Raw genomic sequence first — 25,202 nt, 5'->3', positions numbered from 1 at the left:
GCTGTTAAACAAAGGGAGTGAAGAATGGAATGGGAGAATTTATTTTATCGATTGACCAAGGAACGACGAGTACACGAGCGATTCTTTTCAATAAAAAAGGGGAACTCGTCCATTCAGCTCAACGAGAATTCAGCCAAATCTTTCCTAAACCGGGTTGGGTCGAACATAATGCCAATGAAATATGGGGTTCGGTATTATCCGTTATCGCATCCGTTTTGACAGAAAGCGGGCATCAACCGAACGACATTGACGGCATCGGCATTACAAACCAACGTGAAACGGCTGTCGTATGGGATAAAAGCACAGGTCAACCGGTCTATAATGCCATCGTATGGCAGTCAAGGCAAACCCAATCGATTGTCGATGATTTGCGCGCAAAGGGCATGGAAGAAACAATCCGTAAAAAGACGGGTCTCCAGCTTGATCCATATTTCTCAGGTACGAAAGTGAAATGGGTTTTGGATGAAGTGGAGGGCGCAAGAGAACGGGCCGAAAAAGGGGAATTGCTTTTCGGTACGATCGATTCATTTCTGATTTGGAAGTTGTCGGAAGGCAAAGTCCATGTCACTGATTATTCAAATGCTTCAAGGACAATGCTCTATAATATTAATGAGCTTGCTTGGGACAAAGAGCTTTGTGAAATGATGGATATCCCTATGTCGATGCTGCCTGAAGTGAGATCATCGTCAGAAATCTATGCGCATACCGATCCATCTGTCTTCTTCGGGGAAGAAATCCCGATTGCAGGAGCTGCGGGGGACCAGCAATGCGCCTTGTTCGGACAGGCTTGTTTTCATGAAGGGATGGCAAAGAATACGTATGGAACGGGCTGTTTCATGCTTTTAAATACGGGTGAAAAACCTGTCCAATCCGATAACGGGTTACTCACAACAATTGCATGGGGACTGGATGGAAAAGTGACTTATGCCCTTGAAGGCAGTGTTTTTGTTGCAGGCTCCGCAATCCAATGGTTAAGAGATAGTATGCGGATGATCCAGAAAGCGGGAGATTCGGAGATGTATTCCACACGTATTGCTTCCACGGATGGCGTATATGTAGTGCCTGCTTTTGTCGGAATGGGGACTCCATACTGGGATTCCGATGCCAGAGGTGCTGTTTTCGGACTGACGCGCGGAACGGAGAAGGAACATTTTATCAGGGCGACATTGGAATCCCTTGCGTATCAAACAAAAGATGTTTTATTAACAATGGAAAAAGATGCAGGAATTGACATCGATATTTTGCGTGTTGATGGCGGAGCAGTCGCGAATAAATTTCTTATGCAATTCCAAAGTGATCTTTTGCAAATCGAAGTGGAGCAATCAGCATATTTAGAGACGACTGCATTAGGCGCCGCTTATCTAGCAGGGCTCGCGACCGGATTTTTCGAGTCGAGAGAGGCCGTTGAGTCGTTATGGGCGAAAGAACGGGCGTATACACCAAATATGGAATTAGAACAGCGTGATGAGCTCTACAAAGGATGGAAGAAAGCTGTCGAGGCCGCACGGATATTCAAACTTTGAACAGGAGGAGAACGAATGGTGTTATCATCGATCACGAGACCGAAAGTGAAACAGTTCATGGGGGAATATCATTTTGACCTACTCGTCATCGGAGGAGGAATAACCGGAGCCGGAATCGCGCTTGACGCAGTAACGCGAGGATTATCCGTCGGTTTAGTGGAAATGCAAGATTTTGCAGCAGGCACTTCAAGCCGATCGACAAAGCTTGTGCATGGCGGTTTGCGATACTTGAAGCAGATGGAATTAAAAATCGTTGCAGAAACTGGCCGTGAAAGGGATATCGTCTATCGCAACGCGTTACATGTGACAGAACCTGAGCGAATGCTCCTTCCTTTCCACAAAGGCGGGACATTCGGAAAATTGACCACTTCAGCAGGATTATTCGTCTACGATAAATTGGCAGGCGTTAAAAAAGAAGAACGCAGGGAAATGATGACGGCCGAAGAGACGCTTCATATGGAGCCGTTGCTGCGCGAGGATGGCTTGCTCGGCGGAGGTCATTATGTGGAGTATCGTACAGACGATGCAAGATTGACGATTGAAGTCATGAAAAAAGCCGCACAAAAAGGCGCCCTTTGTTTGAATTACATGAAAGTGGAACAGTTTCAATACGATCGTAATGAAAAAGTGAGCGGTGTCATAGTGCGTGACATGCTGACAGGAGACGAGATGCAAATGAATGCATCTGTCATTGTCAATGCGACTGGACCTTGGGTAGATGAAATGCGCGGATTGGATGAACTCTCAAATGATAAGCGTCTTCGTCTGACAAAGGGTATTCACATCGTCATCGATAAAGCCGTATTTCCATTAAGGCAAGCAGTCTATTTTGATACAACTGACGGAAGGATGGTTTTTGCGATCCCGAGGGGCAATAAAGCATATGTCGGCACGACAGATACCTTTTATGATAATGATAAATCCAACCCGATTGCGACAGAAGAAGATATAACTTATTTATTGGAAGCCCTCCATTATATGTTTCCTGAAGTGACAATTCGCCGAAAGGATGTCGAATCCACTTGGGCTGGCGTACGTCCGCTTATTTACGAGGAAGGAAAAGATGCTTCCGAAATTTCACGGAAAGATGAAATTTGGGAGGCGGGAACTGGGTTGATCACAATCGCGGGGGGCAAATTGACAGGTTATCGTAAAATGGCGGAAACTGTCATTGACCATGTTGTCAATCGCCTTGCGACTAGTTCAATCGGTCCGTGCTTAACAGAACATCTTCCGTTATCCGGTGGGGATTTCGACAGTGAAGAACAATTCAATGCATTCCTTGAAAGTAAATCCAACGAAGCGGTGCTTTTCGGCCTTACGAAGGAAGAAGGACGAAGACTTGCCTCGCTATATGGAACGAATGTTGACTTGCTCTACAATTATTTTAGTGCATTATCAAATGATGAGGGCATATTACCGCGCATATGGAAGGCTGAAGTGCTTTATGCAATCCATTATGAAATGGCAATGACACCATCCGACTTTTTCATTCGCAGGAAAGGTGACCTTTATTTTAATATTGGTTATGTCAAACTTTATAAAGAGGCAGTGACGGATTTTATGGGCAAAATTCTTTCTTACAGCGATAAGAACAAAGAACAGTATCTCATGCAATTGGAAAAACATATTAAAGAAGCTGAAGGATTGGGTAAATAAATGATTGACGAGAAAACAAGAGTCCTTGCAATTGTCGGACCGACGGCATCAGGAAAAACCGCATTGAGCGTCGAACTGGCACAAATGCTGGATGGCGAGGTCATTAACGGAGATGCGATGCAAGTGTATAAGGGACTCGATATTGGGACTGCGAAAATAACAGAAGAAGAAAAGAGGGGGGTCCCGCACCATCTTTTCGATATAAAGGATCCGAGCGAGACATTTTCTGTTGCAGAATACCAGACTGAAGTGAGAAATTGCATCGACGACATCATAAAGAGGGGAAAACAGCCCATCCTTGTCGGCGGCACGGGGTTATATATCCAGTCGGTCATTTTCGATTTCAGATTTACAGAAGAGGCATCCGATGAGGAAGTAAGACGCTCATTGGAATCTGAACTCTCAATGGATGGCGGGGCAGAGCGTTTATACGAACGGTTACGACAAATCGATCCGCAAAGTGCTGAAAAAATTCATCCAAACAATCATCGTAGACTTATACGTGCACTTGAAATCATTGAAGTGACGGGTAAAACGAAGAACGACCACGAACAAGGAAAAGGAAAAACAGCCGTTTATGATCACTTGATTGTCGGCTTGGACTTGGATAGGGAAATTCTTTATGAGCGGATTGATCGCAGGGTGGACATTATGCTTCAAGAAGGTTTGCAGGATGAAGCGAGAATGCTATGGGACAAGGGGATCCGCAACGTTCAGTCAGTACAGGCTATTGGGTATAAAGAATTCCATCAATACTTTGAGCGTACGTTGACGATTGAGGAAACGGCCGATTTGATCAAAAAAAACACACGCCATTATGCAAAACGGCAAATGACCTATTTTAGAAATAAGATGGACATCAGCTGGTTCGACGCACTTTTAGCGAAAGAAAAAATGATAGATGGAATTTTATCAATTTTGAAGGATTTTCAATCGGATAAATCGAATATGTAATGGAGCAATAGAAATATAGAGCAATTGGAGGCTGGGGTGTATGTCACAAGGTAATATGCAAGAAGTATTTTTGAACTCTTTACGGAAAAACAATACATTTGTCACTGTTTTTCTGCTGAACGGTTTTCAATTGAAAGGTCTTATCAAATCATACGATAATTACACTGTTCTACTTGAATCGGATGGAAAGCAGCAATTGATTTACAAACATGCGATTTCAACGTATGTACCAGCAAAGCCGGTTCTTTTAAAAGAAGCGGAGTAATTCGAAGACCCAACGAAGGAACAGGCATCCAATCCTGTTCCTTTTTTTCGTCTGGCCCCTTACTTGCCTTGTGGTAATCTCCATTGATTATGATAGGATAGGATCCTAAGTGTCGCTACCGCTATCAGCAGCGCATAGAGTGCTAAATCATATCGATAAAGGCCGACGCCGACAACGAGTCCTGCTGCTGCAGCCCAAACGGCATAAATATCTTTCTTAAAGATTAGTGGACGTCTGCCCGCTAGCACATCCCGAATCACACCGCCACCCGCCCCGGTCAATACGGCAGCTACCATGATGGCGAAAAGGGACATATTCATATTGACGGCGAGTAATGCGCCTTGTATAGCGAACGCGGCCAATCCAATAGCATCAAAATACGTGCCCCACCGGTTCCAATGAGTAAGGATTGATTTAGAAAAAAAGAAAAAGAACGTTATTAAAATGGATGCGACAATGAATAGGAAGTTTTGATCCCATAAGACGGAGACCGGAATCCCGATTAAGACGTTTCTGACCGCCCCTCCACCGAAAGCTGTCACCATCCCTAAAATGTATACTCCGAAAATATCATATTCCTCTTCCATAGCAACCAAGGCCCCTGAAATTGCAAAAGCTGCTGTACCAATGAAACTAAAAACTTCCCAAGCCATGAAGCTGCTCCTCCTTAAGTCAAATACCAACCTAGTATACCAAATCATTTTGAAAGTGTTCATATCGATTGTTTCTCATTGACCTATTTCTGCAGACTGATAAGATAATGTAGTGACTATTTGTAGGAAAGAGGATAAAAAATGATGCATGAATTTACGACTGAAATTGAAACAAGGGCTGAAGAAATAGAACAAACGCTTTCCCCTTATTTTAACAAGGTGAATCGCATTGCGTTTTTCAACCAAAGAAAAGTACTATCAGCGTTTCGAAAGAACATGGTTAGCGATTTTCATCTAACAGGCTCGACAGGATATGGATATGATGACAGCGGACGGGATGTACTCGAACAAGTGTATGCAGATGTTTTTGGAGCGGAACAATGTCTAGTGCGAAACCAAATCATTTCAGGTACGCATGCCATATCGCTCAGTTTATTTGGCGTACTGCGACCGGGCGACGAACTCCTTTATATGACAGGGAAACCATATGATACGCTGGAATCCATCGTTTCAGGAAATGGAGAAGATACGGGGTCACTTAGTGATTATGGAATTACCTATAAGCATATTGATTTGAACGAAGATGGATCTGTCGATTTCAAAGAAGTGAAGAAGAATATCCAGCCGAAAACGAAAATGGTAGGTATCCAACGTTCAAAAGGGTACTCAGACCGACCATCCTTTACAGTCGAGGAAATCGGAGAGATGGTGCGCTTCATTAAAGGGATCAACCCTGATATCGTAGTATTCGTCGATAATTGCTACGGTGAGTTTGTAGAGAAGATGGAGCCCCTTGAAGTGGGTGCAGACCTTATGGCTGGCTCGCTCATAAAAAATCCGGGCGGGGGTTTGGCAAGGACTGGTGGATATATCGCTGGGCGGGCAGATCTAATAAAGAAATGTGCTTATCGCATGACTTCACCCGGAATCGGAGCAGAAGCAGGTGCTTCACTGGATACGCTGCTGGAAATGTACCAAGGTTTCTTTCTTGCTCCGCATGTCGTCAGTCAAGCTGTCAAAGGCGCTCTTTTCACTGCGGGCTTCCTTGAAAGCTTCGGATTTGATACGACTCCGCATTTTTCCAGTACGAGAACTGATTTGATCCAATCAGTTAACTTCAATAGTGCGGATCAGATGATTGCTTTTTGCAAGACGATTCAAGAGAATTCACCTATCAACGCCCATTACGCGCCGGAGCCATCTTATATGCCAGGATATGCCGATGATGTCATCATGGCCGCAGGGACGTTCATACAAGGCTCGAGTATTGAGCTGACGGCCGATGGTCCGATCCGCCCGCCATATACAGCTTATGTGCAAGGCGGATTGACGTACGAACACGTTAAGGCGGCGGTTATGTCTTCAGTCGAAAAATTGTTTGAAGATGAATTACTACCTAAATGAATGTGAAAAGAGGATGTCATTTCGATGTGAACTCGAAATGACATCCTCTTTATTAATGAATTAATCGGTAGACGCCGACGACTTTACCAAGAATGGAAACGTTATTGACGATAATCGGCTCCATCGATTCGTTTTCAGGCTGTAAACGGAAATAATCCTTCTCTTTAAAGAACCGTTTCACGGTTGCCTCATCCTCTTCGGTCATTGCAACGACAATTTCACCGTTATTGGCAGTATGCTGTTGCTTGACGACGACATAATCGCCATTTAAAATTCCTGCCTCGATCATACTATTCCCGACAATTTCAAGCATGAAAAGCTTATCATCTGAAGTTCCATATGAATCTGGCAATGGAAAGTACTCTTCAATATTTTCAATAGCAGTGATAGGGAGACCGGCTGTTACTTTACCGACGAGCGGCACATGGACGACTCCAGATTTTAATGCATCAAGTCCTTCAGGATCCAATACTTCAATCGCTCGAGGCTTAGTAGGATCCCTGCGAATGAACCCTTTGCTTTCCAAACGGGCTAAGTGGCCATGAACCGTGGAGCTCGAAGCCAGTCCGACAGCTTCTCCGATCTCTCGTACAGAAGGTGGATATCCTTTCATTTTCACTTCATCTTTAATAAAGGTAAGGATATCCTGCTGTCTTTTTGAAATTTTTTTCATCTTTCCACCCCTCCAATAAGTCAATTCAATAGTTAGGAATGTACGAATCTATTGTCCAGCCGTATTTGTTCCTTAAAAAGAGTATAACAGGCGTTCGGAAAATTAGCAAACAAAGGTTCGAATGAATGTTGACTTCTTAAATTTCATATCCTATAATGGGAACAAGTATTCCGAACAAACATTCTTGGAGGGGTAATGATGGCGATTATTCAAAAATACGGTTATATTTTATTGATCATTTTTCTTTGCACAGCATTCACAGTTGCGGGTGTGTTAAAAAAGTCGCAAACTGATAATGTTGTAGAGATTACGATAAGCGATGGTGACTCTTTATGGGTTTTGGCGCAACAATATGGAGAAAATGAACGACCGGGCAAATGGGTCGATAAAGTGATGGTGTTGAACAATATGGAAACGACGATGATTAAAACCGGTGAAACGCTGAAATTGCCGGCTTCCGAACCAGTGCAAGATACGCTGATCACAGAATTGGCAGGGGAAGAATGATAAACAGCGAAATGAAAACATGTGTTATTTATTGCCGTGTCAGTACAGAAAAAGAGACACAGGAAGCATCTTTGTCAAGACAGGAAGAAGAGTTGAAGGAGCTTGCAAATGAATTGGAGTTAACTCTACTGGAAGTCTTTAAAGAAAAGCATAGTGGATATGATATGGACCGGGAGGGACTTCTAGATTTACTTGACTGTGTGAGAGATGAAGAAGTCGATGTTGTGCTTATCCAGGATGAAACGAGGCTTGGCAGAGGCAATGCAAGAGTCGCAATCCTTCATTTATTGGCAAAGACGAATACGACAATTATTACAAACGGAGACAGCGGACCATTGAAATTAAATGAGATGGATACGATGCTTCTTGAAATTCTGGCAATTGTCGAGGAATATCAACGTAAGTTACATAACGCCAAGATCCGGCGTGGGATGAAACGGGCAGTCCGGGAAGGCTACAGACCTGAAAAGAATTTGAAGAATAAAGGGAACTTGGAAGGTCGGGAAAGGATTGACGTACCGCTTAGCGAAATCGTTTCATTGCGAAAAAAAGGCCTCACTTTTGAGGAAATTGCGGGGGTCTTGAGAGGGCTTGGCCATAATATAAGTAAAGCGACCGTACACCGCCGATATAAAGAATATGAAATTGAGCAGGAAGGCTAATTGATTGCACTTCCTGTTCTTTTTGTATACCTTCAAGTATAGGGTATGCACAATGCATTTGAACCTATAGTACGAAATTATTGGAGGAATTTCATGTTAACACCAGATAAGATAAAACGCATTAATGAACTGTCCAAAAAGTCTAAGACAATCGGTTTGTCAATTGAAGAGGCAAAGGAACAGACGAGTTTACGGAAAGAATACCTGGAAACATTCCGTTCTTCTATGAGAGATACGATTGAACACGTGAAAGTGCTCGACCCCGAAGGAAATGACGTCACCCCGGATAAAGTGAAAGAAGCACGTACGAAGAAGTTTTTGAATTAAATAGCCTTCCGCTTTTAGGTGTCCAGCTACAGGCGCTAGACGCTCGGGTCATAAGTCAAAGCTGCTCTGTGGCAAAGACCGCCACGCCGCATCTTCGCCTTATGCCTGTCGCATCTGAGCAAGCGCCTTCCGCTTTTAGGTGTCCAGCTCCAGGCGCTAGACGCTCGGGTCATAAGTCAAATCTGCTCTGTGGCAAAGATCGCCACGCCGCATCTTCGCCTTATGCCTGTCGCATCTGAGCAAGCGCCTTCCGCTTTTCGCATTGTAATTCATCTCTATTTTGACTACACTAGAGAAGGATATACTGAGTTCTAATTAGAGAAAGTACGGGAAAGGATGTTCTGAATGACTGAAAAGATTGACCAACTAGCCATTAACACAATCCGAACATTATCCATCGACGCGATTGAGAAGGCAAATTCCGGCCACCCGGGATTACCGATGGGCGCCGCTCCGATGGCGTATACACTATGGACGAAGCATTTGCATCATAATCCATCGAATCCAGATTGGTTCAACCGTGATCGATTCGTCCTCTCAGCAGGACACGGTTCCATGCTTCTGTACAGTCTTCTGCATTTAAGCGGATATGATCTCCCTATGGACGAGTTGAAAAACTTCAGACAATGGGGCTCCAAAACGCCAGGTCATCCTGAATATGGCCATACTGCGGGAGTGGAAGCGACAACTGGGCCGCTTGGTCAAGGAATCGGAATGGCAGTCGGGATGGCCATGGCTGAAAAACATTTGGCTGCTGTTTACAACCGACCTGGCTTCGACATCGTCGATCACCATACATTCGCACTTTGCGGAGACGGCGATCTTATGGAAGGAGTCGCTGCTGAAGCGATTTCAATGGCAGGGCATCTACAGCTGGATAAATTGATTGTTCTTTACGATAGTAATGATATCTCGTTGGACGGTAATTTAGATATGTCGTTCACTGAAAACATTCAAAAACGTTTCGAATCATACGGATGGAATTATATTCGTGTCGAAGATGGAAATAACATCGGACTCATTTCAAAAGCAATCGAAGCGGCTAAAGGCAATACCGGCGGTCCGACAATGATTGAAGTGAAAACTGTCATCGGTTACGGCGCTCCGAATAAATCCGGGAAAGCGGATGTCCATGGAGCACCACTCGGCGAGGACGAGATGAAGCTTACAAAGGAATACTACAAATGGACATATGAAGAAGATTTCTGTGTTCCTGATGGCGTGTATGACGCATTCAAAGAAGCGACGCATGAGTTGGGTGTGAAGCAAGAACAGCAATGGAATGATTTGTTTACTGAATATGAGCAATCACATGCTGATCTTGCTGAGCAGTTGAAAGCTGCCATTAAAGGCGAAGTTTCAGAAGACATAAAAGCTGCACTGCCGAAATACGAAGCGGGTTCTTCTCACGCTACACGATCGGCTTCAGGTGATGCAATCAATGCGATTGCCAAATCCGTTCCTTCATTCTTCGGAGGCAGTGCGGACCTTGCCGGATCGAATAAAACGACGATTAAAGGCGCAGGCGATTTTCTTCCAGGCGATTATTCCGGACGGAACATTTGGTTCGGGGTTCGTGAATTTGCAATGGGAACAGCGTTGAATGGAATGGCGCTTCATGGCGGTCTACATGTATTTGGCGGAACGTTTTTCGTGTTCAGCGACTACGTAAGACCTGCAATCAGACTGTCTTCTCTAATGGGGCTTCCAGTGACTTATGTATTTACGCATGATAGTGTTGCTGTAGGTGAAGACGGTCCGACACATGAACCGGTTGAGCACTTATCATCATTACGCTCGATGCCTGGACTGACAGTTATCCGTCCAGCAGATGGAAATGAAACATCAGCTGCATGGCATATTGCAATCACATCAACGAATAGACCGACTGTCCTTGTTCTTTCACGACAAAATTTGGATGTCTTGCCGAAATCAGGTGAGCTTGCAATGGATGGAGTTAATCGCGGGGCGTATACAATTTCTCCTGCTGAGAAAGAAGTGGCTGATGCAATTCTGATTGCAACAGGATCGGAAGTGAATCTTGCCGTTTCAGCACAAGTGAAACTCCGCGAAGAAGGAATCGATGCTGCTGTCGTTTCCATGCCTTCATGGGATCTTTTCGAGCAGCAGGATGAGCAATATAAGGAAAGCGTATTGCCGAAAGCGGTTAAGAAACGTTTATCCATCGAGATGGGTGCTTCCCTCGGATGGCATAAATACGTAGGAGACGAAGGTGAAGTCCTAGCGATTGACACATTCGGCGCAAGTGCACCAGGTGATAGAGTCATTGCCGAATATGGATTCACTGAAGAAAACGTTATGAATAAATTGAAAAAAATGCTTGGTCGATAAAACCCTGCCGCTTTGGATTGAATATTCCTTCCAAAGCGGCTTTTTTAAAATCATGTGATTCAATATTGTTAACTTTACGACAATAAAAGTGTCTTTCTTTACCGTGATTTGACAAACTTTTTAAAGTTGATGGGATAGACTTAATAAAAAGGGAGGTGACGGTCATGAGAACTTATGACATTTATAAAGTAAAAGAGCGATACCAATCATTCATACTTGGAAGAGAAGGACTTCTTTACGATTTACTAAAGGATTGTGCGCAAGAACCACCTTTGCAGGAAGTCCAATATTTATGTGATGAAATTGAAGAATCAGCAATTGACCAAGCAATCCTTAGCAATTTGGGGAAAAGCTTCACAACAGTTGAAAGTGATGATGGCGAATATAGACTGACCCATCCGATGAAAGGGTCCATTCATCTATCACTAACGCCATATTCCCTCCAAGCATATTGCAACGGTTCACGCATGCTGGACCTCGACCTTTTCGTCGCATTATCCGGGTCTGATGATCGTTTCTTTGCGGTAATGGACGAGCATGGCGAATGGGGTTGGCTGAAGCCGATCAAACAAGACAATCGACTAGTGAAAGATAATACAATTTTGTTCTAAGGAGACCAAGAAACGGTTAATTTTCTCCCAGTCATTGCTATCTCCTGTCCCTTTGTTGTATAATCCATCTTGGTAGAGTAAACCTGATTTAGGGAAGTGAAGGAGGTAATAGCGAATGAGCACGATTTGGGTAGTCCTCATTGCCGTCGTCGCGTTAATCGCAGGGGTGGCCCTCGGTTTTTTCATCGCTCGTCAATATATGATGAAGTATTTGAAAGAAAACCCGCCGATCAATGAGCAAATGTTACGTATGATGATGATGCAGATGGGACAAAAACCTTCACAGAAGAAGATTAACCAGATGATGAATCAGATGAACAAGATGAATGATAAAAAATAAGCGAGAAATGTTGATATGAAAAATTTATGGTAATGGAATTTAAATGTGGACAAGCTTCTCCATTTAATCGTTACTGTACTTCAAACGACAAAAAACCACTTTTCACTGATGAATTATATCTCAGCAAGGTGGTTTTTTGTTTTGGATCTGTTAAATGTGTTAGCATGGGAGTCCTACGCTCAAGAAAGCGTGCTTCGCGCCCAAGGAAACGTGTTCCGCGCTCAAGGAAACGTGTTTCGCGCTCAAGAAAGCGTGTTCCGCGCTCAAGCTAGCAGATTCCGAAAGAAAAGGTCTTTTTCAAGAAGCAAATCCAAATTCATGTAAAAACCGCAGTACTACTTTTTCGTATTCTTCCGCATTTTCGTTGAATGACTTCGCGTGGGCTCCTTTAGGAAACAGTTTCATCATCTTTTTATCCGCTTTCAATTCGAAAAGTTCCTTAGTCATTTCAGGTAAGATGAAATCGTCTTCCATGCTGTGTATGAATAGCATCGGTATGGAAATGTTCTGGATGGCTTCGCGTGGTGATATAAGACTGGTCGTGTAGCCATCCCTGATTTTCAAAAACAAATTCGCAGCTCGTAACGTTATCGATGAGCGAAGCGGTGTATTTGTCCGTAAAATATGGAGAATTTGTTCGGTAAAGTCCGAGAATGGACAATCGACGATGTAAAAATCGGCCTTCGCTTCAAAAGCGCCACCGTATAAAATCGTCGTTGCTGCCCCCATTGATTCGCCGTGGATGCCAAGAAGAGCCCGATTGCCAATCCGATTGCGGACGGCGGAAACAACTGCATTCAAATCGACTTTCTCATAAAAGCCGAAACTTGTTGTTTTCCCGCCTGAATCCCCGTGCCGCCGATGATCATACACGACTGAATTAAAGCCCAACCGTTCGAATAATCTAGCGTACTTAATCGAGTTGATTTTATTTTCAGTAACGCCATGGCAAATGATTACCGTTCTTGTCGTTTCCAGCGGGCGCAAATAGATCGCACGCAACGGATAGCCATTCGGCGATTCGACCCAGAAATCTTCCTTCTTTACTGTTTCATACCAATGTTCATCAAAACGTTTAGCGATAATTTCACGTTTGATAATTAAATCCTTATCCTTCAATTTCATGAACATCATTCGGTTTGCAGCATAAAATCCTAATACTGTAAGTATCGCGGTATATATGCTTCCTATGATACCTGTTATATAAAGGAAGCGGCGTTTCAATCAGCTTCAACTCCTTTAGCAGTTGCGGTTCTTGTATAGTCTGTATCTTCCTGTTTCGATGGGATGTGAAACATGAGGAGCAATCTTTTCGACAGCCATACAAATTTTATCGACATCAATCCCTGTTTCGATCCCGAGTGATTCTAACATATTCACGACGTCTTCAGTCGCGACATTACCAGTTGCGCCAGGTGCGAAAGGGCATCCTCCAAGACCGCCGGCGGAAGTGTCAAATCGATCGATGCCCGCCTGCATGGCTGCGAATATATTTGCAATCGCCATTTTACGTGTATCATGAAAATGCGCGGTTAAGAGTATCTCATCAAATTCCTCTTTTAACAGCTTGAACAATTCATAGCTTTCCACCGGATTTGCCATTCCAATCGTATCGGCCACACTTAATTCATCAACCCCCATTGCTTGAAATCTTTTGCAGAGTTCGACTACATCCTGTTTTTCTATTTTTCCTTCATAGGGGCAGTAAAACGCGGTAGAAATGCACGCCCTTACAAAAATGCCATCACTTTTCAACTTGGCGATAACAGGTTCAAGTGCATCCATACTCTCCGCTGTCGTTCGATTGATATTTTTTTGATTGAACGAATTACTTACACCGACAAATACAGCAATACTTTTTGCCCCAGATTCAATCGCAAGTTCTGCCCCCTTTGCATTAGGGGCTAAAACGAATTGTCGACCAATTTTAGTCGTTTTTTCTACAATGTTTTTCGCATCAGCCATTTGAGGCACCCACTTCGGGGAGACGAAAGAAGTCAGTTCCATCTCTCTTATGCCGGCATCTTGCAACAAGTGGATGAAAGCTAGTTTTTCTTCTTCCTCCACATGTCTTTTTTCATTTTGCAGACCGTCCCTCGGCCCGACCTCGATAATTGTTACGTTATTTGGTAAAATGAACATATCATCCCTCCTATATATATTGTACTGAAGGGATGCAGTAAAGGGCAATTCGGAATGCGGGAATTTCATAGTTTCTAGAAATTCGAAAAAACGAGGGGGAAACGATATGGCAAACGAAGTAGTGATTGTGAGTGCAGTACGTACAGCAATTGGGTCATTTTTAGGCTCGTTGAAAAATGTATCTGCGACGGAGCTTGGTAGTATTGTAATCAATGAGGCGCTCTCGCGGTCAGGAGTTAAAGCAGAAGACGTCGATGAAGTTATAATGGGGAATGTATTGCAGTCTGGCTTGGGTCAAAATCCGGCAAGGCAAGCAGCAATCAAAGCGGGATTGCCTGAAACGGTTCCAGCCATGACAATTAACAAAGTATGCGGTTCTGGATTAAAGGCGGTGCATTTAGCACGTCAAGCAATTATCGCAGGAGATGCTGACATCATTGTCGCAGGTGGAATGGAAAACATGAGCCAGGCCCCGTTCTTGTTGAAAAATGCGCGGGAAGGTTTTAAAATGGGCGATCAAAAAGTCGTAGACAGTATGATCTCTGACGGGCTTTGGTGTGCTTTCAATGATTATCATATGGGGATGACGGCTGAGAATCTATGTGACCACTATGCGATTACGAGAGAAGAACAAGATGCGTTCTCGGCAGCTTCACAAGAAAAAGCCTCAGCGGCCATTGAAAAAGGGAAATTTAAAGAAGAAATTGTCCCAGTGGAAATACCGCAACGAAAAGGAGATCCGGTTATTTTTGATACAGACGAGTACGTCAAGGCTGGAACGACAGCCGAGAAACTCGGTAAATTACGGCCGGCCTTTAAAAAAGACGGAAGTGTAACGGCGGGTAATGCCTCTGGAATCAATGACGGTGCAGCTGCTTTTGTTGTGATGTCGAAAAAGAAAGCGGAAGAGCTTGGCATAGAGCCGTTGGCCGTCATCACTGCAAATGCGAATGCAGGCGTCAATCCGGCAATCATGGGGATCGGGCCAGTTCGGGCCGTTCAAAATGTCCTTGAAAAAGCTGGTATGCAATTATCCGATATTGATTTGATCGAAGCAAATGAAGCATTTGCAGCTCAATCACTTGCGGTGGACCGCGAACTGCATTTCGACAAAGAGAAATTGAATGTGAACGGCGGGGCGATCGCACTTGGCCACCCAATCGGGGCGAGCGGAGCAAGAATCCTTGTCACTTTACTGCATGAAATGAAACGCAGCAATGCTAAAACAGGCCTTGCTACATTATGTATCGGCGGTGGACAAGGGGTCGCAACAATCGTTCAACGTCCATGAGTGAAAGAAGGTGAACGAAATGGCAAGGAAGAAAGCGGCAAAGAAGCCAACTCCCAAAAGACAGGAAAATGATAAATCGGTTCTATCAGATGCGCTGAGTGATGATGTTTTACAGAAATTGAAAGCGGCTAAAAAAGAATTGACAGCAAATGCCGAAGCGAAAGAAGCAGAACGTCTTGAAAAACTTCGGCTCGAAAAGTTAGAACGTGAAAAAAACAAAAGCTTTGCAGAACTGTTAGATGAATATGGAGACGGCGATACAAAGTTTTGAATATGAAAAAGCTACGGGCGCTCGCTCAGAGCGCCCGTAGCTGGATTGAAAAAATCGTCAATTGACGGTTTTTTTTTTGAATAGAATCCTAAATGCTACACATGCTACGAGTGATAAAAATCAAGGGAGATGAAATTCGGATGAAAAAACTGGCTATGTTTCCGCTATCATTGCTTTTAGTCTTCTCATTACTGGGTTGCGGAACAAAAGATGATGATAAGAATACAACGAATGACAATACGGTAAATGACAAAAATACGACGACCGACACTACGAACAATGATAATGCTACTGATGACAACAGCGAAAATGGCACAACAGACGGAAACGATGGGATGACAAATTCAAATGTCGAAGTGGCGGATGATGCCGCAGAGAAAATCACTGCAATGGATGAGGTAGACAGTTCCAATGTGTTAGTGACAGACAACAATGCCTATGTTGGTGTCGTCTTAAAAGAAGGAACTGAGGAAACTGATGAGTTAAAGCAAAAGATTTCGGACGAGGTGCGTAACGTCCATTCAGAATTCGACAATGTCTATATATCCTTTAACCCCGATGTAGCGCAAAGTTTGACGGACTACGGCGATCAGATCAGAGCAGGCGATCCGGTAGAAGGATTTTTTGAAGAAGTGGCAGACAGCATCAATCGAATGTTCCCAGAAGCGAGATAATCCATTTTCTCTGCATTTTTATAAAATGTGGTTTATGGGATAGATAGGATGGGTATGTATTTATACATGCTTATCCTTTTTATTTGTGACGGATTTGTGACAAATGCATATTTGTATGAATTTCATACACAATCCGACATTTTTTTCAATGTAAGTCGATTATGATAAGCAAGGATAAAAAAGTTGATGGAGGATTTGTAGCAATGAAATTGATTGACAAGCAGATTTTATCTTTGATGATTACGATCAAACGGACCGAAATGGTCGAAAAAGCAAAATACCGTGGTCTTACACATCCTGAAGTGGTAGCGTGCAGTCAAGAGCTCGATACATTACTTAACCGCTATCAAAACATCGCATAAATAGATTACAAAAGCATAGGGCGCCTGCCTAGAGGCGACAGGCATAAGGCGAAGCTACGTAGTGGCGCTCTTTGCCACGCAGTAGCTTTGACTTATGACCCCGAGCCTCTGGCGCCCGAAGCTAGACGACAACAACTAATAAAAAAACTGGCAGAGAGGCATTTCCTCTCTGCCAGTTTTCATGCAAGCTTTACGAGTTCACTTTTCAATTCCATAACCCAATCGAATGGATCATCTTCTTTTCCGTTTTGAATATTCGTTAACGTATTGAATAGCCGGTTGGCAACAGGTCCTGTTTCACCATTATTGATAATCATTTTATACCCGCCCCAATTTAATTCTCCAACAGGCGAAATGACAGCAGCCGTCCCTGTACCGAAAACTTCTTCAAGTTTTCCTTCCTCATACGCTTCCCGGATTTCATCCATCGCTATTTGCCGCTCAGCAACTGGGATATTCCAGTGACGGAGAAGTTGAAGAATCGATTTTCGGGTGATGCCTTCCAAAATGCTGCCGTTAATGGCAGGAGTGACAATTTCTCCGTCAATTTTAAAGAAAATGTTCATGCTGCCGACTTCTTCTACATATTTTCGTTCAACGCCATCCAGCCAAAGCACTTGGGAATACCCTTGCTGATCGGCTACTTCTTGGGCTTTTAATCCGGAAGCGTAATTCCCGGCTGTTTTCGCGCCGCCTGTACCGCCTTTAACAGCTCTGACGAATTCATTTTCGACGAGAATTCGGATTGGGTGAATACCTTCCTTGTAGTAAGAGCCAACAGGAGAAAGGATGATCATGAATTGATATTTTTTAGCAGGAGCAACTCCTAGGAATGCCTCATTTGCGATAATGAAGGGTCGTATATATAAGGAGGTGCCTTCCAGCGTCGGAATCCAATCCTTTTCAATTTGAATCAGCTGAGTCAGTGCGTGTAGCGCTGCTTCTTCATCGAATCGAGGCATGCAAAGCCGGTCCAACGAAACATTCATCCTCTTCATGTTTTCTTCAGGGCGGAAAAGTCTTACCGTTCCATCAGCTGACCGATACGCTTTTAAGCCTTCGAAGACGGTTTGGCCATAATGAAAGACCAAGGCAGCAGGATCCAATGTAATTGGAGCGTAGGGCACAATTCGGTGGCTATGCCAACCTTTACCTTCCTCATAATCTGCAACAAACATGTGGTCGGTAAAACTTTTCCCGAAAATGAGTTTCTCGGGATTCGGTTTCTCTTTTTTGGAATCAGTCAGTTTAATCTGGATGGGTAATCTTGTCATGCCAATCAAATCTCCTCATTTTATAGTCAATTGGACTATTTAATATTGAATATAATAATTATACTGCTTTTTTTGAAAAAGGGAAGTATAGAATTATTACATTATTTTTTCAATTATGAAAACGTTTTCACGTCTGTATAGTTGTATGTATGAAAGTCCGCTTGTACAATATACATAAAACAATGAAACAGGTGTTAGTCTTGGGAAAAGTCATTATTATTGGCGGAGGGATTCTCGGTGCCTCCACTGCCTTTCATTTAGCTAAGGGTGGAAAAGATGTCCTTTTAATTGATCGGAAGGAGAAAGGGCAGGCAACAGATGCAGCTGCGGGCATTATTTGTCCGTGGATTTCACAACGTCGGAATAAAGCTTGGTATGCGCTTGCCAAAGGAGGAGCTGCGTATTATGCCGATCTGATCGAGCAGTTGAAGGAAGAAGGAGAAACAGAAACGGGTTATCGAAAAGTCGGCGCAATTAGTTTACATAAGGAAGCTTTGAAGCTTGAAAAAATGGAAGAAAGAACATTGGAAAGAAGATTAGACGCGCCGGAAATCGGAAAGGTTCTACGATTAGATGCAAATGAGACAAAAGCAGCGTTTCCGCCATTGTCGGCCGATTTTTCCTCAGTCCATGTAGAAGGGGCTGCGAGGGTGGATGGTCGGGCACTGCGGGATGCGTTACTAAGAGCTGCAAAAAAGAATGGGGCAGTCGTCAAATATGGCTCAGCGAAGCTTTCTGTTCATGGAGAAAAGGTCGATGGTGTGACGGTAGATGATAAATTTCACCATGCCTCTAAAGTGATCATTACAGCGGGCGCATGGGCAGGGGAACTGTTGAAGCCATTAGGGTTAGACCCCCAGGTAACGGGGCAGAAGGCACAGATTATCCATTTGAAGCTAGGACAGAAAACATCGGATTGGCCAGTTGTGATGCCGCCGACTGATCAATATATTTTAGCGTTTGATGAGGGGAAAATTGTGATAGGAGCGACGCATGAAGACGATGAAAAGCTGGAGTTGAATCCAACAGCCGGTGGTATGCATGAAGTATTTCAAAAGGCATTGGAAGTCGCCCCTGGGTTGAATGAGGCAATGTTCGATGAAGTACGTGTTGGTGTGAGACCGTTCACCCCTGGATTTCTTCCTGTTATTGGTGAAGTTCCAGGACATCCTCAACTATTATTCGCAAATGGGTTAGGTGCATCTGGTTTGACAGTCGGTCCTTTCCTTGGCAAGCAATTGGCGAACATGGCTTTAGACAAGGAGGTTGAGATTGACTTATCTTTATATCCTGTCGAAAAAGCGTTTAAACCATTATAAGTATGGTGAAACTCGGTCGGAGCACCGAGTTTTTTATTGCATTTTACAAAACAAAAGTTTACAATATAAACAAATGTTTAAAGGGTGATGGAATTGAATGAAAAAGAAAGGGCGGTTCTTGACTTAATTCGAGCCAACCCTTATTTATCACAGCAGGAAATGGCTGATGCCTTAAATATGTCCAGGCCAACGTTAGCAAACATTATTTCAGGTTTAATTAGACAAGGGAAAATAGCTGGACGTGCCTATATTCTTCCTGAAGAAAAGGAAATCATCTGTATTGGCGGGGCGAATATCGATCGGAAATTTCATCTGAATGAACAAACTCAACTGGGAACTTCCAATCCCGCTTCGATGACGGTTTCGGTAGGTGGCGTTGCCCGGAATATTGCTGAGAATTTAGGTCGACTCAATCATCATGTCCGACTGTTGACGGTTGCCGGGAATGATAGTGATTGGGACACAATTGTCAGGGAATCAGCGGCATATGTGGACGTTACGGACGTGGGCCAATTGATTGGGAAATCGACTGGTTCCTACTCAGCTGTATTAGATCCTACAGGCGAACTAGTTATCGCTTTGGCGAATATGGAAATCTATGATTCGCTCACTCCTGCCTACTTAGAGGAAAAGTCCAGAATCATCTCCAATGCTTCGATGATTATTATCGATTTGAACTGCCCGAAGGAATCAGTCGATTACATTAAAAACCTGGCAGTCCAAAAAGGGAACCAACTTGTCATTATCCCAGTTTCGTCTCCGAAGATGAACAGAATGCCAAGTGATTTAAATGGCGTCACATGGTTCGTATGTAATCAGGATGAAGCTGAGACATATACGGGTCTGTCAATTGAAAATGAAGAGGACTGGAAGAAAGCTGTCCATGCATTGCTTGCATTTGGGGCGGAAAATGTCGTCGTCACTGCGGGGTCGAGAGGAATCATGGCTGCAAGTGCAGGCGGAGAAGCAATCCATTTCCCAGCCGTGTCGGACGTTCAGGTGGAAGACGTCACCGGTGCGGGCGACGCGTTTGTCTCGGGCTTGCTACATGGTCATTTAACGGAAGGATCTTTAGAGGAAAATGTCCGTATGGGTTTAATGAATGCGGCGAAGACATTGGAGAGCGCTTATACAGTTAGACCTGAATTGAACAAAGAACTTCTTAAAAAAGAATTGGAGGAATTATGATGAAACAATATCTATCGTATTCACAAGAAGTACAAGAGGCTATGGCTGCAGGAAAACCGGTCGTTGCTTTAGAATCGACAATCATTTCACACGGCATGCCTTATCCGCAAAACGTGCAAACTGCAAGAGAAGTAGAACAAATCATTCGTGACAACGGTGCGGTTCCTGCTACAATTGCCATCATTGATGGAATGATTAAAATCGGCCTATCGGACGAAGAACTTGAAATGTTTGGCAATAGTCAAGGCGTTGCGAAAGCGTCTAGACGTGACCTTGCATATTTGCTTGCAACTAAACAACTCGGAGCTACAACGGTTGCAGCAACAATGATCTGTGCAGATCTTGCAGACATCCGTATTTTTGTCACAGGCGGAATCGGCGGTGTCCATCGCGGCGCTGAGACGACAATGGATATTTCAGCTGACTTGGAAGAATTAGCGCAAACAGACGTTGCAGTTATTTGTGCGGGTGCAAAATCAATTTTGGACCTAGGCTTAACGCTTGAATACTTAGAGACGAACGGTGTACCTGTCGTAGGTTACGGCACAGATGTGCTTCCCGCATTCTTTACACGAGTTAGTGATTTTAAACTGAATATCCGTGCAGATGAGCCAAAAACAATCGCGGATATGCTTCGTGTGAAATGGGATCTTGGCTTAAAAGGCGGCGCGGTCATTGCAAATCCGATTCCTGAAGCAGATGCGCTTGACAAGTCGTTCATCGACGGAATCATTCAACAGGCACTAAAAGAAGCAGATGAGCTTCACATCGCTGGAAAAGACGTAACGCCATTCATGTTAGGAAAAGTGAAGGAACTAACAGAAGGACGCAGCCTGGATGCCAATATTGCTTTAGTGAAGCATAATGCTGTAGTTGGCGCAAAAATTGCAGTAGAATTTAATAAATAAGGTCAAAATATGAAAGGGAGGAGCCAGGAGCTCTTCCTTTTTTGTGAGAATATATCGATTGAATGCTGTGATATTTCTATTGAATACGAAAGGATATCGATTGAATCCCAACTTATATAGATTGAATCCACAAATATATCACCAAAAAAGGACCTTAGAACTAGCTTTACGCTAGATGAATTTGTATGATTGCACTGGAGGGGTTTGATCAAATGAAATTAATCTCATGGAATGTCAATGGATTAAGAGCCTGTGTGAGGAAGGGGTTCTTGGATTATTTTAACGAGCAAGATGCAGATATATTCTGCCTCCAGGAAATAAAATTGCAAAGCGGCCAAATTGATCTGGAGTTGGAAGGGTATTATCAGTATTGGAATTATGCACAGAAAAAAGGGTATTCAGGCACTGCGGTATTCACAAAAGAAAAGCCATTGAGCATCAAATACGGTGTTGGCGATATGGATACTGAAGATGAAGGTCGAATTTTGACGTTGGAATTCCCTCAGTTTTACTTAGTGAATGTCTATGCGCCGAACGCACAAAGGGACTTGGCCCGTCTTCCTTTCAGAATGAATTGGGAAGCTAGAATGAGAGAGTATTTAGTTCAGTTGAATCAAATAAAACCTGTCATTTTTTGTGGGGATTTGAATGTAGCCCATCAAAATATTGATATCCGCAATTACAAAACGAATGTCGGGAACTCAGGCTTTACAGTTGAAGAAAGAGGAGCAATGACAGATTTATTAAGGCAAGGGTTCGTTGATACGTTCCGCCATTTTCACCCGGAACTTGAGGGGGCGTTTACCTGGTGGTCCTATATGAGCAAAGTAAGGGAAAGAAATATTGGTTGGCGCATTGATTATTTCATCGTATCGGAGAAAATAGTACCAATGTTGAAAGGTGCAGATATCCATGCGCATGTATTGGGAAGCGATCATTGTCCGATAGTGTTGGAACTGAATGTTGACGGAATTACAGCATAGAGGAAAGAAAAACAGCCGGAAGAGGAGCGTCTACCTCTTCCGGCTGTTTAGGCCTGTAAAGTCAAATATTTTTAATTTTTAACGGTTGTTATTGTTGTTATTCTTGTTGCGGTTGTTGTTATTGTTGTAATTATCGTTTTGTTGGGCGCGAGCTTCTCCGCCTTTGCGTCCGATTTCTTCGTAGAAATCCTTGTCATGGTTTTTCGCGGTAGCTTCTCCGCCTTTACGTCCAATCTCTTCGTAGAAACTTCTATCATGGTTTTCGGCAGTAGCTTCTCCGCCTTTACGTCCGATTTCTTCGTAGAAATCTCTGTCATGATTTTTTGCAGTAGCTTCTCCGCCTTTGCGACCTGCTTCTTCTAAAGACATTTTACCTCGGTTGTTTTGATTGTTGTCGTTATTGTTGTTGTTGTTGTTGTTTCTAGCCATAATAATATCTCTCCTTTTAGTTTGATATTTTCGTAGTGGCCTACAGTCTATATATAGCCGAAGTAGAGAAGAATAAACGGGCTTGTGCTTGAATTAATATGATTGAAATATTGTTAACGTTACTGAGATAAAAGATTTGAATTCGTTATGTTTAAATACTATTCCGTGAATGGGGAAATACGCATAAACTGTGTTGAAAACTGTCGAAAGCGTGCTATAATTAGGTCCTAAACAAAAACCATCCACTCATATAATCGCGGGGATATGGCCTGCAAGTTTCTACCGGTTTACCGTAAATGAACCGACTATGAGAAGCAAGAAGAGAAAAATCATGCATGTTGACCGCATGTTTTTTCCTTCATCATTCGTCAATTCTTTCGGATGATCTTGCTCCACTCATGAAAATGACTGGATGCACGATCATCCGTTTTTTTTATATTCGTTGATCGTGAAAATAAAAGGAGGAACATCAAGTTGAAACAACTACAGGAAAAAATCATCCAAGAAGGTAAAGTGTTATCCGACCAAGTATTAAAAGTGGATACTTTTTTGAATCACCAAATTGATCCTCCTCTTATGCAGGCGATCGGGGAAGAATTCGCTGAAAGATTTAAAGGCAGCGGTATAACGAAAATACTTACAATTGAATCGTCGGGCATTGCGCCATCAATGATGGCCGGTCTTATATTAGGAGTGCCTGTGATTTTTGCCCGTAAACGCAAATCGGTAACGATGAATGATAACTTATATACGGCTAGCGTTCATTCTTTTACAAAAAATGTTACAAGTGATATTTCCGTTTCAAAAGATTTTCTGAAAAACGGGGATGTGGTTTTAGTCATAGATGATTTCCTTGCGAATGGCCAAGCTGCTTTAGGGCTGCTCGACATATTAAAACAATCGGGAGCGGAGCTTGCCGGCGTTGGCATTGTTATTGAGAAAGGTTTCCAACCCGGGGGCGAAATGCTTCGTGGAAAAGGCATCCGTGTTGAATCATTGGCGATTGTTGAATCACTTGAAAATGGAACCGTTGAATTCAGAGAAGAGGGTGTGTCTCGATGAAAAATGTCGTACTAGGCATCCAGCATCTACTCGCAATGTACGCCGGTGCGATTTTAGTACCTCTCATCGTCGGGCAATCAATCGGGCTGACTTCGACGCAATTGACATACCTTGTTTCGATTGATATTTTAATGTGCGGTGTCGCTACCATACTTCAAATCATGAGCAATCGATTCTTCGGAATCGGATTGCCGGTCGTTCTGGGATGTACATTCACGGCTGTAGGTCCGATGATTTCAATCGGCGATCAATACGGAATCTCGGCCATATACGGTTCGGTCATTGCTTCAGGTTTGATCATTGTCGTTATTAGCGTATTCTTTGGGAAGTTGATCAAGTTCTTCCCGCCGATCGTGACAGGTTCTGTCGTTACAATTATCGGAATCACACTTATCCCTGTCGCTTTAAACAATATGGCTGGCGGACAAGGCGCTGCTGACTTTGGCTCCAATGTTAATGTTCTACTTTCTTTCGGCACATTACTTTTCATCATTCTTCTTTACCGTTTTTCGGAAGGCTTCCTACGATCCATCTCGATTTTGCTTGGAATTGTTGTAGGCACGGTTGCCGCGATGATGCTTGGCGTTGTCGATTTCAGTGCAGTGAAAGAGGCGGATGCTCTACAAATCGTAACGCCATTCTATTTAGGAACGCCAACATTCCACTTTTATCCGATCTTGATGATGACGTTGGTTGCGATGGTATCACTTGTCGAATCGACAGGCGTCTATTTCGCTTTAGGAGACATTTGCGAGAAGGATCTTAAAGAGAAAGATTTGGCGAAGGGGTATCGTGCGGAAGGGCTTGCGTCATTCATTGGGGGAATCTTCAATGCATTCCCTTATACGACTTTTTCTCAAAACGTCGGGTTAACACAGATGTCCGGCGTCAAATCACGGAAAGTCATCATGATCACTGCTATTATGCTAGTATCTTTAGGCTTCATGCCGAAGATCGCCGCGATGGCCACTGTCATTCCGACATCTGTTTTAGGAGGAGCGATGGTCGCAATGTTTGGCATGGTCGTTTCACAAGGCATTAAAATGTTGAGCAAAGTAATTGGCGACTCCCAGGAAAATGCAATGATCGTTGCATGTTCAATCGGATTAGGGCTTGGCGTATCGGTCGTACCGGATATTTTCGCCCATCTGCCTGCAAACTTCCAAATATTAACGAGCAATGGGATTGTCGCTGGTAGTTTAACAGCCATCACGTTGAATATTGTTTTTAATATGCTACCTTCTAAAAAGCGCAAGAAAGCTTCCATTCAAACATCTGAACAGAAGACGGAGAAGGCAGTTCATTTAACTGAGCAAGAAGCTTAATATTTTTAATATAAAAAACGAGACTCCATAGCAGAGTCTCGTTT

The 25,202-nt window shown here is 43.4% G+C and carries 27 protein-coding genes and 1 riboswitch; of the genes, 21 read left to right on the top strand and 6 right to left on the bottom strand.

The genetic code is table 11. The features are described from left to right. The first annotated feature begins 29 nt into the window (after window positions 1–29). Genes glpK through hfq form a run of 4 tightly spaced genes read left to right on the top strand, consistent with a single transcriptional unit; the run spans window position 30 to window position 4,401 of the window. Window positions 30–1,523, top strand: coding sequence for a glycerol kinase GlpK (gene glpK, locus SLU01_RS01300; RefSeq protein ID WP_147054523.1), 1,494 nt, complete (start codon window positions 30–32; stop codon window positions 1,521–1,523). Between the two features lie 15 nt (window positions 1,524–1,538). Further along, a complete protein-coding gene (locus SLU01_RS01295; protein WP_147054521.1) occupies window positions 1,539–3,182 on the top strand; it encodes a glycerol-3-phosphate dehydrogenase/oxidase in 1,644 nt (547 codons plus the stop codon). Further along, window positions 3,183–4,136, top strand: coding sequence for a tRNA (adenosine(37)-N6)-dimethylallyltransferase MiaA (gene miaA, locus SLU01_RS01290; protein WP_147054519.1), 954 nt, complete (start codon window positions 3,183–3,185; stop codon window positions 4,134–4,136). A gap of 40 nt (window positions 4,137–4,176) precedes the next feature. After that, window positions 4,177–4,401 (top strand): RNA chaperone Hfq, encoded by a 225-nt coding sequence (gene hfq, locus SLU01_RS01285; RefSeq protein ID WP_147054517.1) that lies wholly within the window; start codon window positions 4,177–4,179, stop codon window positions 4,399–4,401. A gap of 59 nt (window positions 4,402–4,460) precedes the next feature. On the opposite strand, the gene SLU01_RS01280 is transcribed toward hfq, so the two are convergent. Continuing rightward, window positions 4,461–5,054, bottom strand: a complete 594-nt coding sequence (locus SLU01_RS01280) for a trimeric intracellular cation channel family protein (protein ID WP_147054515.1) — start codon at window positions 5,052–5,054, stop codon at window positions 4,461–4,463. Between the two features lie 144 nt (window positions 5,055–5,198). Here SLU01_RS01280 and SLU01_RS01275 point away from each other — a divergent pair, with 144 nt between their 5' ends. Further along, window positions 5,199–6,458: a methionine gamma-lyase family protein gene (locus tag SLU01_RS01275; RefSeq protein ID WP_147054901.1), complete on the top strand. Its 1,260-nt coding sequence runs from the start codon at window positions 5,199–5,201 to the stop codon at window positions 6,456–6,458. Window positions 6,459–6,510: 52 nt separating this feature from the next. Here SLU01_RS01275 and lexA read toward each other — a convergent pair whose 3' ends face one another. Continuing rightward, window positions 6,511–7,131 carry a transcriptional repressor LexA gene (gene lexA, locus SLU01_RS01270; protein WP_147054513.1) on the bottom strand — a complete coding sequence of 207 codons (621 nt, stop codon included), beginning with the start codon at window positions 7,129–7,131 and terminating at the stop codon, window positions 6,511–6,513. Window positions 7,132–7,329: 198 nt separating this feature from the next. Here lexA and yneA point away from each other — a divergent pair, with 198 nt between their 5' ends. The 6 genes from yneA (at window position 7,330) to SLU01_RS01240 (ending at window position 11,930) form a co-directional block, all read left to right on the top strand. After that, complete coding sequence (gene yneA / locus SLU01_RS01265) at window positions 7,330–7,638, top strand: cell division suppressor protein YneA (RefSeq protein WP_170232545.1); 309 nt, start codon at window positions 7,330–7,332, stop codon at window positions 7,636–7,638. After that, window positions 7,635–8,300, top strand: coding sequence for a YneB family resolvase-like protein (locus tag SLU01_RS01260; protein ID WP_147054509.1), 666 nt, complete (start codon window positions 7,635–7,637; stop codon window positions 8,298–8,300). Before yneA ends, SLU01_RS01260 begins: the two co-directional genes overlap by 4 nt. Window positions 8,301–8,393: 93 nt before the next feature. After that, complete coding sequence (locus tag SLU01_RS01255; protein WP_147054507.1) at window positions 8,394–8,627, top strand: DUF896 domain-containing protein; 234 nt, start codon at window positions 8,394–8,396, stop codon at window positions 8,625–8,627. Between the two features lie 345 nt (window positions 8,628–8,972). Further along, window positions 8,973–10,979 carry a transketolase gene (gene tkt / locus SLU01_RS01250; RefSeq protein ID WP_147054505.1) on the top strand — a complete coding sequence of 669 codons (2,007 nt, stop codon included), beginning with the start codon at window positions 8,973–8,975 and terminating at the stop codon, window positions 10,977–10,979. A gap of 164 nt (window positions 10,980–11,143) precedes the next feature. Next, a complete protein-coding gene (gene sirA, locus SLU01_RS01245; RefSeq protein ID WP_147054503.1) occupies window positions 11,144–11,590 on the top strand; it encodes a sporulation inhibitor of replication protein SirA in 447 nt (148 codons plus the stop codon). Between the two features lie 115 nt (window positions 11,591–11,705). Continuing rightward, window positions 11,706–11,930, top strand: coding sequence for a YneF family protein (locus SLU01_RS01240; RefSeq protein ID WP_147054502.1), 225 nt, complete (start codon window positions 11,706–11,708; stop codon window positions 11,928–11,930). 297 nt (window positions 11,931–12,227) lie between these two features. Here SLU01_RS01240 and SLU01_RS01235 read toward each other — a convergent pair whose 3' ends face one another. Then, entirely contained in the window at window positions 12,228–13,154 is a 927-nt protein-coding gene (locus tag SLU01_RS01235) for an alpha/beta hydrolase (RefSeq protein ID WP_147054500.1), read from the bottom strand. 15 nt (window positions 13,155–13,169) lie between these two features. Continuing rightward, the gene (locus tag SLU01_RS01230; protein ID WP_147054498.1) at window positions 13,170–14,072 is read right to left on the bottom strand and encodes a hydroxymethylglutaryl-CoA lyase; all 903 of its coding nucleotides are present in this window, start codon (window positions 14,070–14,072) and stop codon (window positions 13,170–13,172) included. Between the two features lie 106 nt (window positions 14,073–14,178). Here SLU01_RS01230 and SLU01_RS01225 point away from each other — a divergent pair, with 106 nt between their 5' ends. The 4 genes from SLU01_RS01225 (at window position 14,179) to SLU01_RS01210 (ending at window position 16,670) form a co-directional block, all read left to right on the top strand. Further along, complete coding sequence (locus tag SLU01_RS01225; protein WP_147054496.1) at window positions 14,179–15,363, top strand: acetyl-CoA C-acetyltransferase; 1,185 nt, start codon at window positions 14,179–14,181, stop codon at window positions 15,361–15,363. Between the two features lie 19 nt (window positions 15,364–15,382). Beyond that, the gene (locus tag SLU01_RS01220) at window positions 15,383–15,634 is read left to right on the top strand and encodes a YqkE family protein (protein WP_147054494.1); all 252 of its coding nucleotides are present in this window, start codon (window positions 15,383–15,385) and stop codon (window positions 15,632–15,634) included. 140 nt (window positions 15,635–15,774) lie between these two features. Then, window positions 15,775–16,308 carry a YhcN/YlaJ family sporulation lipoprotein gene (locus SLU01_RS01215; protein ID WP_170232544.1) on the top strand — a complete coding sequence of 178 codons (534 nt, stop codon included), beginning with the start codon at window positions 15,775–15,777 and terminating at the stop codon, window positions 16,306–16,308. A gap of 203 nt (window positions 16,309–16,511) precedes the next feature. Continuing rightward, window positions 16,512–16,670 carry an aspartyl-phosphate phosphatase Spo0E family protein gene (locus tag SLU01_RS01210; protein WP_147054490.1) on the top strand — a complete coding sequence of 53 codons (159 nt, stop codon included), beginning with the start codon at window positions 16,512–16,514 and terminating at the stop codon, window positions 16,668–16,670. A gap of 179 nt (window positions 16,671–16,849) precedes the next feature. Here the strand turns inward: SLU01_RS01210 and SLU01_RS01205 are convergent, their stop codons facing one another. Next, window positions 16,850–17,944 (bottom strand): branched-chain amino acid aminotransferase, encoded by a 1,095-nt coding sequence (locus SLU01_RS01205; protein ID WP_147054488.1) that lies wholly within the window; start codon window positions 17,942–17,944, stop codon window positions 16,850–16,852. A 200-nt stretch (window positions 17,945–18,144) separates the two neighbouring features. Here SLU01_RS01205 and SLU01_RS01200 point away from each other — a divergent pair, with 200 nt between their 5' ends. The 4 genes from SLU01_RS01200 (at window position 18,145) to SLU01_RS01185 (ending at window position 22,342) form a co-directional block, all read left to right on the top strand. Further along, window positions 18,145–19,263 (top strand): NAD(P)/FAD-dependent oxidoreductase, encoded by a 1,119-nt coding sequence (locus SLU01_RS01200; RefSeq protein WP_147054899.1) that lies wholly within the window; start codon window positions 18,145–18,147, stop codon window positions 19,261–19,263. A gap of 93 nt (window positions 19,264–19,356) precedes the next feature. Next, window positions 19,357–20,451 (top strand): carbohydrate kinase, encoded by a 1,095-nt coding sequence (locus SLU01_RS01195; protein WP_147054486.1) that lies wholly within the window; start codon window positions 19,357–19,359, stop codon window positions 20,449–20,451. Beyond that, window positions 20,451–21,359: a pseudouridine-5'-phosphate glycosidase gene (locus SLU01_RS01190; protein ID WP_147054484.1), complete on the top strand. Its 909-nt coding sequence runs from the start codon at window positions 20,451–20,453 to the stop codon at window positions 21,357–21,359. Before SLU01_RS01195 ends, SLU01_RS01190 begins: the two co-directional genes overlap by 1 nt. Before the next feature lie 212 nt (window positions 21,360–21,571). After that, entirely contained in the window at window positions 21,572–22,342 is a 771-nt protein-coding gene (locus tag SLU01_RS01185) for an exodeoxyribonuclease III (RefSeq protein WP_147054482.1), read from the top strand. A 78-nt stretch (window positions 22,343–22,420) separates the two neighbouring features. On the opposite strand, the gene SLU01_RS01180 is transcribed toward SLU01_RS01185, so the two are convergent. After that, entirely contained in the window at window positions 22,421–22,771 is a 351-nt protein-coding gene (locus tag SLU01_RS01180) for a KGG domain-containing protein (protein ID WP_147054480.1), read from the bottom strand. Between the two features lie 226 nt (window positions 22,772–22,997). Next, window positions 22,998–23,099, top strand: a riboswitch (purine riboswitch). A gap of 146 nt (window positions 23,100–23,245) precedes the next feature. On the opposite strand from SLU01_RS01180, the gene SLU01_RS01175 reads away from it, so the two are divergent. Further along, the gene (locus SLU01_RS01175; protein ID WP_147054478.1) at window positions 23,246–23,833 is read left to right on the top strand and encodes a xanthine phosphoribosyltransferase; all 588 of its coding nucleotides are present in this window, start codon (window positions 23,246–23,248) and stop codon (window positions 23,831–23,833) included. Next, window positions 23,830–25,158 carry a nucleobase:cation symporter-2 family protein gene (locus SLU01_RS01170; protein ID WP_147054476.1) on the top strand — a complete coding sequence of 443 codons (1,329 nt, stop codon included), beginning with the start codon at window positions 23,830–23,832 and terminating at the stop codon, window positions 25,156–25,158. Before SLU01_RS01175 ends, SLU01_RS01170 begins: the two co-directional genes overlap by 4 nt. Window positions 25,159–25,202: the final 44 nt, after the last annotated feature.

The sequence above is a fragment of the Sporosarcina luteola genome, assembly GCF_007991495.1.
GTDB lineage: Bacteria > Bacillota > Bacilli > Bacillales_A > Planococcaceae > Sporosarcina > Sporosarcina luteola.
The sequence above is the reverse complement of the archived record's forward strand: the minus strand, read 5'-3'. Positions and strand labels throughout refer to the sequence as shown.